The following is an 11,030-nucleotide window of genomic DNA, read 5'->3' as shown; positions in this document are numbered from 1 at the left end:
GTGATAAAGAAAACATCCAACATATAACGACCGCAGGCCTAAGCAGCAGCAACCCTGCATCAACTCCGACCACTACGCCCGAAAACCCCGTGCAACCCAGCACCACCCCCGACTGAGTGCGAACGAACACCAATATCAGAGTGGCTGAATGTTCGACGCTTGTTTGCCCTTCTGCCCCTCTTTGACTTCAAAGCTGACTTTCTGCTTCTCTTGAAGCGACTTGAAGCCATGCGCCTGCACTTCCGAGTAATGCGCGAACAAGTCATCGCCGCCGTCGTCGGGGGTGATGAAGCCAAAGCCTTTCGTGTCGTTAAACCACTTTACAGTACCAGTTGCCATGATTTTCCCGGAGCTCATAAAACGCCACGTATCGATTACTTCCCTATGCGACCGGCGCCACGTGGCCCGACGCCATCGCACTATGTTGGTTGCCTTTCAAGCAACGACCGCTTGCATGCGGGCGCATATTTCCAGGCCGACCCTCAATCGCTCAGTCAATTCCTCTGACGCTTCCATGATCGGCATGCGTGTCTCTTTGCTGATCAATGCGCGGACTGACAACGCGGCTTTGACGCCGGCGGGATTAGGCGCGTCGAATAGGAGGTTGATGACCGGACGGAGAGAGTCGAATAGCGCGATCGCCTCTTCAGGCCTCTCCGACAGGACGCGCTCCTGAACCTCCTCCAGTGCGTCAGCAAAAAGATGTGCACTTGCCAGGATTCCCCCGGTACCGCCCGCAGTCAGGCAGTCGAGGAATGCGTCGTCATTGCCGCATAAAACGCTGATCGGCAATCGGCAAAGGTCTCGAAAGCGTTCCGGCACACACGCTTTGATTGCCAGGATGTTCGGGCATTCAATGAGCCGCTCAACCGTTTCCGTCTCGATCGAAACACCAGTTCGATGCGGGACGTCGTAAAGAATGATGGGGCGATCGGTGGCCTGCGCAACTTGCTCGAAATGCCATTGAACACCGCGCTGATCCGGACAAATATAAGCCGGGGCGGACACCAGGTATCCCCCAATGTCCCATCGGGCGAAACGGTGAATCTCGTGGAGCATGTCCCGCGTATTGAGCCCGCCTACGCCGACCACAACCGTCAGGCGCGTTCCGATGACTTCCAGCAACGCCTGTAGAACCGTCAATTGCTCGTTGTGATCGAGTAACGCCGCTTCCCCGGTCGTTCCCAATGCGACAAACCCGCTGATTTCCTCGTTCAGGTAACGTTCGGCAAGACGCTGCAGTGCATCCACGTCGACCTGACCGTTCCGAAACGGCGTGACGATCGGCAACCAGATTCCTGAGACCATGGCTGCCCTCAATGAATGTGGCGACTGAACACGCCAAGCGGCGAATAGAACAGCCGCGGAGCGGTGTGTCGCGATGTCTTCGATGCCTCGTCCACCGCGCCTTCGCGGGCTGCTGGCGAGGCTGCGCGATTAGCTGCTAACGCGGACCTTTTGCCCAATTGCATCCGGGCAACGACTTGTGCAAGTGCCATGTTCATTTGTTGCGAGTTCCATAGGATCGAACGAAATAAAGCGTACACAAAGCCGTGTAAACAAAGTGTCTAGATAAACGCCTCACGCATATAAATAGGGAAGATCCGGCGCAATGGCTCCGATCTGGATGCACGCAAAGGGCTAGCCTCTAAAACGCAACAGCATCTTGCAGCCTGGCTGATTGTCCCCGATCTCGAAGTCGGCCCCATGCATGCGGGCAATGGCAGCGACAAGGCTCAGGCCAAGGCCGTGCCCTGCCGTCATGTGCGCTCGCGCACCCGCGCTCCGATAAAACGGCCGAAGCACCGCTTCGCGCTCGCTCACGTCGATGCCCGGTCCGGTGTCTGTAATTTGCAGCGCAGGAAAGCCGTTGTCGTGCCAGACCTCGAGCGTTACTTCCCCACTCCTTGGCGTGAACTTCAGCGCGTTGTCGAGCAGGTTCTCGATTGCCCCGAACAGCAGGTCGATATCGCCGATGACCTCGACCGCTACAGGCGCATGCATCTTCATCGACAAGCCACGATGTTCAGCAAGCGGCTCGTAAAGTTCAACCACGTCGCGCAGCACGGTATCAAGCGAGATCGAACCAAAACTCGCACGCCGTCCGCCGGCCTCGATCTCTGCAATTCTTAGCAGGGCCGTAAAGCGATTGAGCACGACATCCGACTGCTCGATCGCCGTATCGATTGCGCCTGCATAGTCGTCCACCGTATTCGAGCGGCGGCGCGCCCGTTCGAGCCCGCCGCGCAGACTCGTCATCGGCGTACGCAGATCGTGAGCAATGCCGGCGCACACACCGCGGACCTCGCTCACGAGCCGCTCTATCTCATCAAGCATCGTGTTGACGATTCCCGCGAGCCGGTCGAGATCGTGGTTGGTATGACGCGTAGGCAGGCGCCGGTCCAGCTGGCCTGCCATGATTTCACGGCTCGTCTCGCTGATGGCGCGAATACGCCGGTTCGACATTCTGTTCAGCGCGGCGCCGCAGCCGACCGCAAGCAGGATTGTCAGCGCGAGACCCGTGCATAACGTGGTCACCAGCGTGCGGTCGAACACGATGATCTCGTCGATCGAATGCCCGACGACGATCCGCAGTTTGCTTTTGGTCGGCACGATGATGCCGCGATATTGGCTCATCACCCGGCTGCGTCTCTCACGGGTCGCCTGCGCGTAGTCGAATGGAGTACTGTCTTTTTCCGCCGGAAGACTGTCGACGTTGCCCGCAAGCCACCTGCCGTTCTCGTCGAACAGACCATAGGGCCGGCTGTCCGCAACATCGCGCCGGCTCAGTGCACTGATGGTCGCGATGGCTTCGTCACGGCCGAGCGATTGAAACTCCGCCACCTCTCCGTTCAGGCGTTCGTCGACCTGGTGAAGCAGGTAACCGCTGGTCAGCCAGTAAAGCAATGCGAACAGCGCTATCGCCGAACTGACGAACACCAGCAACAGCCAGCCGATGCTGCCCGGATGCAGGCGCGCTGCGCGACTACTCGGCGGCCTGGAGAATATAGCCGACATTACGTACCGTATGGATCATCGACGACATGCGCCCGTTGAGGCTGACCTTACGGCGCAGATGGCCGATATGCATGTCGATCACGTTGGTCTGCGCGTTGAAGTGGTAGTTCCAGACCGACTCGAACAAGAGGGTGCGGGTGACGACCTGACCGGCATGCCGCATCATGAATTCAAGCAAACTGTATTCACGAGGCTTCAGGTCGAGTGTCTGGCCGGCACGTTGCGCCCGGTGCATGCCGGGGTCGAGGATCAGATCTCCGACACTCAGCGTCGAGGATGCCGCCGCCGACGATTGGCGGCGCAGCAGGACATTGAGACGCGCGGTGAGTTCGAGACTGTCGAATGGCTTGGTAACGTAATCGTCGCCCCCGGCACGCAAGCCCCGCACGCGCTCGTCGACTGCTGCGAGCGCGCTCAGGATCAGCACCGGGGTCCGCCTGCCGATATTGCGCAGCGTCGACAGGATCGACAGGCCGTCTATATCAGGCAGCATGCGGTCGAGCACCACCACGTCGAACTCGCCGTCGATCGCGCGCAACAAGCCGTCATGTCCGGACAACACGCACTCGACGTCGAAACCATGGTCTTCGAGCGCCGCCCTGACTTCCAGCGCCGCACTCGGGTCGTCTTCGACAACCAGAATGCGGTACTTCCGTCCGATCGAGCGGACGATGGCCTGTTCACTTGCCAAGCGATTGTGTTCCAGGTTGAGCCTGCGCTACTTGCCGAAGCGGGTTCCAGCTCCCGTCCGGCAGGACCGGCGTGCCTTCCTGCGCGACAGCCTGGAGTGCATTGACCGGTAAGCCGAGCGCGGCGAGGATGGTTGGCGCGACCTGCGTAGTCGACACAGGATAAGTCACCTGCTGTCCCCGCGCAGCGAGATGCGGATTCGACACGAGTAAGGCAACGCGCGTGTCGTCGTCATGGAATCCCCCATGTTCGGCTAGTTTGCCATCGCCAGGTGGCGTAAATATGACACCGTTGCGGGACACGACAACAATATCCGGCGTACGGCTGTCTCGCAATGGCGAGGGAAACCGCAGCGCCAGGCGCTCGCCGCTCACGACATCGGCAATACCGAGCGCGTCCGCATTCGCTCGCAAGGCAGCGCTCACCGCGGGGGTAGCCGAGGTGTTATTCAGCCAGATCAGCGCACCGTAATCCGTGGTCAACTGAGCAAGCGCACCCGGTGCGGCCTTGTCGATCACACTCTCCAGCCGCCGCTCGTCGATCTTGTTGAGCAGACTGGTATCAATCGGGCCATTGCCGTGCTTGGCCGTCACGATGATCAACGTGTCGTCACGCAAGCCCTGCCGTTCCAGCTCACTCACGAAGCGCCCGATCAACTGGTCGGTATGTCCGATCGCGCGATCCACACCTACTGTCAGATCGCCATCCGGGTTCTTATACCCGTAGATTTTCTGCGCGACGTTGACCGCCTGCAGATTCAGGCCGAATACGGTCGGCACAACTGAGCGCTTTTTCCCGTCGTGCGTCAAACCGTCGATCTCGTTGACGATTACCCGCCCCTTCATGTCGTCGTAGTCCTCAGTGCGGGGAAGCGAACCGGTGATCTCCTTGGCTTTGACGTTGCTGAGACCTTCGTAATTCGCCCCGATCTCCGGCAGGAACAAGTCGTCGACTCCCTGACCCGAAGGGCCCTGGACGAGTTCGTAGGTCGGATGTTTGTCGGTCCAGGCGGTATAACCACCGGCCGCATGCACCGCTTCGAAGATCGTGTTGACGCGCAGGTAGCTGTGAGGATAAACCGGCACGCAACCGTGCACCGGATCACGAGGCAGCTTGGCAGGGTCGATCATGTCGTGCCCATCGGCTGCAGCCATATCGAGTGACTCGTCGTAGCGAACACGTGCGCCGAGCCGGCTGCAATCGCTGCCCGGCGCAGCCAGTGCGCGGTCGTACGAGTCGTCGTAATAGACGCCCGTCACGGCCGGCGTGCCGCCGGTTATCAGGGCCATCAGCCCGGGGAACGAATCGGCGGGAGCAACGGTATGGGCGTTGGTGTAATCAACGCCCTGCTTCAGAAGGTTCGCGAGCGTGCTGTCCGGATGAGCATCCACGAAATGCGCGAGATCGCCCGTGTGCAGACCATCGACACTGATCAGCAGGACGTGGCGCACGGGCGCGTCGGGCGGCAGTGACGCCGCTGGTGCAGCAGCAGTCGCGGCGGCGACGGTGGACAAGCCCAGCAAAGCTGCGATAACGGAGAGTGTTTGTTTCATTCGTCAGTATTTAGATTGAAGGTTACCCAAAGCTGTTCGTTCAGGGTTTTGCCCATCTGGGCAGGTTCCGGTTTGGGATAGGCCGCATCCCTTACGGCCGCAAGCGCCGAGCGATCCAGCAGTCCACTACCGCTCGACGTGATGAGCGTGATGTCGGATACGCTGCCGTCGCGGTACCGGAAGCCAACCCGCGTGCGACCCGCCATGCCGGACATGCGCGCCGACTCCGGATAATGAAGGGCCGCCTGGATCGCGGCACGCATGGCGTTCTCAAAGCTCGGATTGGGGGCTGCAGGCGCCGCTGCGGGCATCGCAGGAGGCGGCGGTGGCGCAGGAACTGGCGGCGGATTCGTGGGCGCTGCAGACGGCGTTGCAGGCTCCGGCACCGGGGTCGGCACGGGTGGCATCGGACGCGGCCGGGCAACATGCGTCACCTGATGCACGGGGGTGACCGGACGTGCCACTGGCTGCGGCTTGGGAACCGGTGCCGGCGCAACCGGCTTGGGTTCCGGCGCGGGCGCAGGTTCCGGTGCCGGCGCGAGCGACAGTACCGTCACCGGCGGGACAACCGGCGGCGCGGGCCTGTGCGCCAGCATCAGATAACCACCTCCGAGCAGCAGCGCTTCGGCGAGCAGCGCGAGCGCCGCCGCTGGATAGAAACGTCGTCGTTCCGGCACGAAGCCGGCAGCAGAGGGAGTCGCCATATCACTTCGCCGCGGGTTGCGCTGCAAGCGCGATCTGCGAGACACCCGCTGCACGGCATGCATCCATCACGCTGACGAGGTCCTGGATCTGCGCCGCTTTCGATCCGGCGATCGTCACCACGGTATGCGACGCATCAGGCCGCGCCGACAACATCGAGGTTAACTGAGCCGGCGTCAGCACCCGGCCATCGACCGACATGCTGCCGTCGGTCGACAGCGTGACCATCACCTTCGGCGGCGGCAAAGCGAGCGCGCTCGCGCTCGACGGCAACTGGGTCTTCAGGCCGGCGTTCGGAATCATGTGCAGCGTGATCATGATGAAGAACACCAGCAGGAAGAACATGATGTCGATCATCGGGATGATCTCGATCCTGGCCTTTTTGGCTTCGAAGTAGTTCATTGTCAGGCCCCTTGCGAGGCAAGTTTCCCGACCACCGCGCGCGGCCCTGACCCTTCTCTCAGTTCCTTCGAATGCTCGTGCGATCCGCTCGCCAGCCGGTTGACGAGTGCAGCCTTGAGCGTTTCAAGCTGGTGCACGACCGCGCGCACGCGGTTGTGCAGACCGTTGAAAAACACCAGGCCGATCATCGCGACAAACAATCCTGAGGCAGTGGCGATCAACGCTTCGGCCACACCGCCCGTTACTTGCGTGGGTGCGTTGCCAGGGTCGGACAGCACCTGGAATGCGTTGAACATCCCCACGATGGTGCCAAACAGGCCAAGCAGCGGCGCTAGCGTAACGATCGTATCGAGTACCCACAGCAAGCGGTCGATACGCGGTGCTTCGCGCATGATCACCTCCTCGAAACTCGCGTCGAGTTCTTCTCGCGTTCGCGTGCCATGAAGGCGCGCGGCCATCGAGAAGATCCGTCCGATCGGCAGGCCTCGATACTTCTCGGCGAACGTGGTGAGCGTCGATGTGTCGAGCTGATCGAGCCGGTCGATTTGCTGGAGCGCGGCGTGCCCATAGCCCGAGACGCGGTGCAGGAACCAGGAGCGTTCGATGATGATCGTCAGCGCGACAAAAAGCATCGCCGCAATGACATAGAGAACGCCTCCGGAATGGTTGGCCAGGTTCAGCAACGTGTTGAAAGTCATGCAGGCAAACTCCTTTTAAAAGTCGGTCGACACGGTGCCGATAATCGCACGGCCCGGAATCGTCCAGTACAGCGGCGTATTGTCGGCGGCGGTAAAGCCGGCAAGCGCGTTGATGCTGGTGCGGTCGAAGATGTTGTCGACTTCAAGGCCGATGCGCGTGTTATGCAGCCACGGCGCCAGGTTCTTGATCGTGTAGGAGGTCGCGAAGTTGGTCACCGTAAAACCGCCGATAGGTTGCTGATCTCCCGTCGAACCAAACTGGTGGCCCACGAACTTGGTGATCAGTGACCCGTTCAGCGGTCCACGCTCGTAAAGCAGGCCCAATGCCGCGGTGCTTTGCGGCGCATTCGGCATCCAGTCGCCGGTGCTCTTCTGCTTGGCAGAGTTGAAGGTCAGGTTACCGTACAGGCTGAAGCCAAGTCCGGCGTAGAACGTCGCTTCCGATTCGAAGCCCTTGTACACCGCGCCGCCTGCGTTCGAGAACGTGGTGTTACCGCCCACCGTCTGGCTAGTGATCGCGTTTAGGAAGTCGATGTAGTACAGGTCGGCGGATACCGTCAGCCGTTTGCTTTTATAGGTCGTGCCGATCTGATAGTTGTTGGTCTGCTCAGGGTTGGGCTGGCTCGATCCTGCCGGATTCGTGACATAGAAAATGTTCAGGTTCGGCGCGAGAAAGCCCTGCGCAAACTGTGCATAAGCGCTCCAGTTCGAGTTGATCTGCTCGTGCAGCGTCACCGACGGAAGCACCTTCGTCCAAGTGTGGCTGTAGTTCACCGGCACGCCGCTGCCTTGGTCCACGGGCGCGTCGATACTGCGATTAAACGACACGTACTTCAGGCCGGGTGTCAGCGTCAGTCCGAAGGGCAACTCCCACGCGTACTGCACGTAGGGTTCGAACGTGAGCAACGTGTCGTGCATCGTGAAATTAAGCGACTGGAGCGCAAAATTCAGCGAGTCGTCCACGTTCATGTTGTCGCGGAAGTTCGACTGATGCGTGAGCCACCCGCCGAACTGCAACGTACCCGGTCCGATCTTGCGTTCCGCCGTCGCGATGTCGCCGAACGCGCGGTAGTTGTTGGCCATCTGCTGGCCCGGCACGTTATTCGGACCGAACGCGGTGCCGTTCGGGGTCTCGCCATTCGGATCCATGCCGTTGAAACCGTCGTGGTAATACGCGTAGGTGTAGAGCTTGTTCTCGATCTTCCACTCGGCAATGCGGGTCTGGACATCGATGTATTCCATGTCCGTATTGATCCGGTCGAAGTTGTAGCCGGAAAAGGACTGGCTGGTCGGATCGTTGCTAAGTCCGAAGTTCGGGCCGAACTGATGAATCTGCGCCGCGGTCGCACCCAGCGATACGTTTTGGTGGATGCGGTTGTAGTTCGCATACACGGTGATGAGGGTGTCGTCGCCGATGGGCTTCTCCAACTTGAAAAAAACGTTGTCACGGCGTTGCGAGGCGTTGGTCAGATAGCCGTCGCTGCTGGTATGGCTGTAGCCGACCATGGCGCGCGCGTCGCCCCACTGCTGCATGTCACCCGTATTGAATTCCGCGCCGGTGAGCCAGGTGTTGAAGCTACCGTACGAACCCAGAAGCGATACCGACGGCGTCATGGACGGCTCTCGCGACTGGACGGCAATCGTGCCGCCGAAGGTCGCGAAGCCGATCTGCGAGGCATCCCCCGGGCCTCGATCGACCGTAATGCCACCAATATTCTGTGACGTAAAAAACGATGTGGAATGGTGCGTGAAGTCGTTGGAATCGCCGAACGGAATGCCGTCGAATGTCACGTTAAACTGACCGTCCTGGAAACCGCGAATCGACAGGCTTTGTGATTCCATCAGGCCAGCGCCGTTCGGATTGACGCTGTTCACGCTTGGTGCGATCTGGACGATATCGCTGTAGTTGGCCGTGGGTGCCGTGCTGTTCTGGATATAGTGCCGGTTGATGATCGATTGCGGTTCGTCCGCGGTCAACGAGCCTTGCGTGGGTGCCTGTGCCGGCGCCGACTGCGGGTTGGCTGGTGTTGAACCGCCGCCGGAAGTGTTCGAAGTAGCGGTGCTTTGCACCGAGCCAAGATCCCCCGATGCCTGTGCATGAGATACCTGAGCAGCAGTTGCGCACAGCGATGCGAGAACAATATGCGCGAGTGGTTTCTGGCGAAACCGTGAACGTACCCGTTGCATTTTTGACGCGTCCTTGTTTTAGGTTTCCGTCTGGATGGAAGGTGACAAGGCGCATCTTAGAGACAGCACATTAACCGGCAGTGATGGCTAACTTACGAACTTAAGCTTTGCATTACGAATGGATAACGCCCCATAGCGCGAGCTTTTTTGCCATGAGCTGGACAGATAGGCGACCATGTCCGAATCGACGACAACCTGATCTCCTCAGCCCTTCGTGGCGGGTAGTCGCGATACCGGTATAGGCAGCGAACTGGTTGAACCACGGCCAACGCCGTACGATCCGGGTTGAAGTCAATTCACTTTTGCACAAATCGGTTGCTCCGGCCTTCACGAAGAAACCGGACATAGCCCATTTGCTCGCGCCGACCCGGACAAGATCATGGACAAACAAGCGGCAAGCGCACATCGCGCGAATCCTCCGGCGCCGGAGGAATTTTCCCACTGGCGACGCAATCTCATTGTCTGTGTCTTCGGATCGTTCACGACCATCGTGGCAATGACGCTCATGTTGCCGTTTCTGCCGCTGTACGTTGAACAGCTTGGCGTCAAGGATCATGCAGCCATAGTCCAGTGGTCCGGGATTGCTTACGGCGCGACGTTTTTCACTGCGGCACTGACCGCACCCCTTTGGGGACGGCTTGCCGACCTCTACGGCCGCAAGCCGATGCTGATCCGCGCCAGTCTCGGCATGGCCATCATCATGTCTTTAATGGGAATGGCGCATAACGTCTGGCAACTCGTCGGGCTTCGACTCCTCGCGGGCTTGCTTGGCGGATTCGCGTCGGGCTCCACCGTGCTGGTCGCGACCCAGACACCCAAAAACCGATGCGGCTGGGCGCTCGGTGTCCTGTCTTCTGGAATCATGGCCGGCAATCTGGTCGGCCCGATCATTGGAGGATCGCTGCCGCCGCTTATCGGAATTCGTTCGACCTTTCTCGCCGCGGGCGCGCTGATCTTCATTACGTTCCTGGCGACAGTGCTGTTTGTAAAAAACGAGCGTCAACCGGGCGCGAGCCAGAAAGGAAGCAAGCGCGGCAGTTGGGCGGCGCTTGCGGACAAACGGCCGACTATTGCCATGCTGTTCACCGGCATGCTCCTGATGTTGGCGAACATGTCGATCGAGCCGATCATTACGGTCTATGTTGCACAGATTGTCGATCTCCACCAGGTCACTTTTGTTGCCGGGCTTGTCATGTCGGCGGCAGCGTTGGGCAGCATTCTCTCCGCGTCTTACCTGGGTAAGCTCGCCGATCGCCTGGGGCATTGGAACGTCATCATCGGCTGCCTTGCGGTTGCAGGCATCCTGCTGATCCCGCAAGCATTCGTCACACAAGGCTGGCAATTAATCCTTCTGCGATTCTTGATGGGCCTCGCGCTTGGCGGGTTGCTGCCTTGCGTCGCCAGCGTTATCCGGCACAACGTGCCCGCAGCCATTGCGGGGAATATGCTCGGTTATTCGACTTCTGCCCAATACACCGGGCAGGTCGTCGGACCGCTTGCCGGCGGTTTCGTCGGCGGGCATTTCGGCATGCGGGAGGTATTTTTCGGTACCTCGGCATTGATGATCGCGGGCGCTGTTTATAACTGGATTCTTAGGGCAAGCGTTCTCGGCAAGGTGATTGACTCAACGCTAAGTGGTGCCGCCGGGCAAGCCCGCAAGGAACCCTGAGCGTTCTGCTGGAGAATGTAATGGGAGGGGGGCTCTGGGGTAGTGGTCGGGGTCGGTGCTGGGTTGCTGCTTTCTGCGTCTGCGGTCGTTATGTCTTAGCTGTTCTCTTTA

The 11,030-nt window shown here is 59.9% G+C and carries 10 protein-coding genes; 1 reads left to right on the top strand and 9 read right to left on the bottom strand.

What is annotated here, in order from left to right:
- Nucleotides 1-135 precede the first annotated feature (135 nt).
- The 9 genes from M0D69_RS42235 to M0D69_RS42195 form a co-directional block, all read right to left on the bottom strand.
- Nucleotides 136-339 (bottom strand): cold-shock protein, encoded by a 204-nt coding sequence (locus M0D69_RS42235; RefSeq protein WP_301787732.1) that lies wholly within the window; start codon nt 337-339, stop codon nt 136-138.
- Nucleotides 340-435: 96 nt separating this feature from the next.
- Nucleotides 436-1,308, bottom strand: a complete 873-nt coding sequence (gene dapA / locus M0D69_RS42230) for a 4-hydroxy-tetrahydrodipicolinate synthase (protein ID WP_301787731.1) — start codon at nt 1,306-1,308, stop codon at nt 436-438.
- Nucleotides 1,309-1,641: 333 nt separating this feature from the next.
- The gene (locus tag M0D69_RS42225; protein ID WP_301787730.1) at nt 1,642-3,018 is read right to left on the bottom strand and encodes an ATP-binding protein; all 1,377 of its coding nucleotides are present in this window, start codon (nt 3,016-3,018) and stop codon (nt 1,642-1,644) included.
- A complete protein-coding gene (locus M0D69_RS42220; protein WP_301787729.1) occupies nt 2,987-3,709 on the bottom strand; it encodes a response regulator transcription factor in 723 nt (240 codons plus the stop codon). Before M0D69_RS42220 ends, M0D69_RS42225 begins: the two co-directional genes overlap by 32 nt.
- Nucleotides 3,699-5,261: an alkaline phosphatase family protein gene (locus M0D69_RS42215; RefSeq protein WP_301787728.1), complete on the bottom strand. Its 1,563-nt coding sequence runs from the start codon at nt 5,259-5,261 to the stop codon at nt 3,699-3,701. The genes M0D69_RS42220 and M0D69_RS42215 overlap by 11 nt, the downstream gene beginning before the upstream one ends.
- On the bottom strand, nt 5,258-5,965 hold the full coding sequence (locus M0D69_RS42210) for an energy transducer TonB (RefSeq protein ID WP_301787727.1): 708 nt from the start codon (nt 5,963-5,965) through the stop codon (nt 5,258-5,260). The genes M0D69_RS42215 and M0D69_RS42210 overlap by 4 nt, the downstream gene beginning before the upstream one ends.
- Nucleotide 5,966: 1 nt before the next feature.
- Nucleotides 5,967-6,365, bottom strand: a complete 399-nt coding sequence (locus M0D69_RS42205; protein WP_301787726.1) for a biopolymer transporter ExbD — start codon at nt 6,363-6,365, stop codon at nt 5,967-5,969.
- Between the two features lie 2 nt (nt 6,366-6,367).
- Nucleotides 6,368-7,063, bottom strand: a complete 696-nt coding sequence (locus tag M0D69_RS42200) for a MotA/TolQ/ExbB proton channel family protein (RefSeq protein WP_301787725.1) — start codon at nt 7,061-7,063, stop codon at nt 6,368-6,370.
- A gap of 15 nt (nt 7,064-7,078) precedes the next feature.
- A complete protein-coding gene (locus M0D69_RS42195; protein ID WP_301787724.1) occupies nt 7,079-9,250 on the bottom strand; it encodes a TonB-dependent receptor in 2,172 nt (723 codons plus the stop codon).
- A 379-nt stretch (nt 9,251-9,629) separates the two neighbouring features.
- Between M0D69_RS42195 and M0D69_RS42190 the strand changes: the two genes are divergently transcribed.
- Nucleotides 9,630-10,919, top strand: coding sequence for an MFS transporter (locus tag M0D69_RS42190; RefSeq protein ID WP_301787723.1), 1,290 nt, complete (start codon nt 9,630-9,632; stop codon nt 10,917-10,919).
- Nucleotides 10,920-11,030 lie beyond the last annotated feature (111 nt).

The sequence above is a fragment of the Caballeronia sp. SEWSISQ10-4 2 genome, from assembly GCF_030464885.1.
In the GTDB taxonomy this organism is placed as follows: domain Bacteria; phylum Pseudomonadota; class Gammaproteobacteria; order Burkholderiales; family Burkholderiaceae; genus Caballeronia.
The sequence above is the reverse complement of the archived record's forward strand: the minus strand, read 5'-3'. Positions and strand labels throughout refer to the sequence as shown.

Coding starts and splice junctions, on each gene's coding strand:
- M0D69_RS42200 (WP_301787725.1), bottom strand. CDS start 7,063: ATGACTTTCAACACGTTGCTGAACCTGGCCAACCATTCCGGAGGCGTT.
- M0D69_RS42235 (WP_301787732.1), bottom strand. CDS start 339: ATGGCAACTGGTACTGTAAAGTGGTTTAACGACACGAAAGGCTTTGGC.
- M0D69_RS42195 (WP_301787724.1), bottom strand. CDS start 9,250: ATGCAACGGGTACGTTCACGGTTTCGCCAGAAACCACTCGCGCATATT.
- dapA (WP_301787731.1), bottom strand. CDS start 1,308: ATGGTCTCAGGAATCTGGTTGCCGATCGTCACGCCGTTTCGGAACGGT.
- M0D69_RS42225 (WP_301787730.1), bottom strand. CDS start 3,018: ATGTCGGCTATATTCTCCAGGCCGCCGAGTAGTCGCGCAGCGCGCCTG.
- M0D69_RS42210 (WP_301787727.1), bottom strand. CDS start 5,965: ATGGCGACTCCCTCTGCTGCCGGCTTCGTGCCGGAACGACGACGTTTC.
- M0D69_RS42215 (WP_301787728.1), bottom strand. CDS start 5,261: ATGAAACAAACACTCTCCGTTATCGCAGCTTTGCTGGGCTTGTCCACC.
- M0D69_RS42190 (WP_301787723.1), top strand. CDS start 9,630: ATGGACAAACAAGCGGCAAGCGCACATCGCGCGAATCCTCCGGCGCCG.
- M0D69_RS42205 (WP_301787726.1), bottom strand. CDS start 6,365: ATGAACTACTTCGAAGCCAAAAAGGCCAGGATCGAGATCATCCCGATG.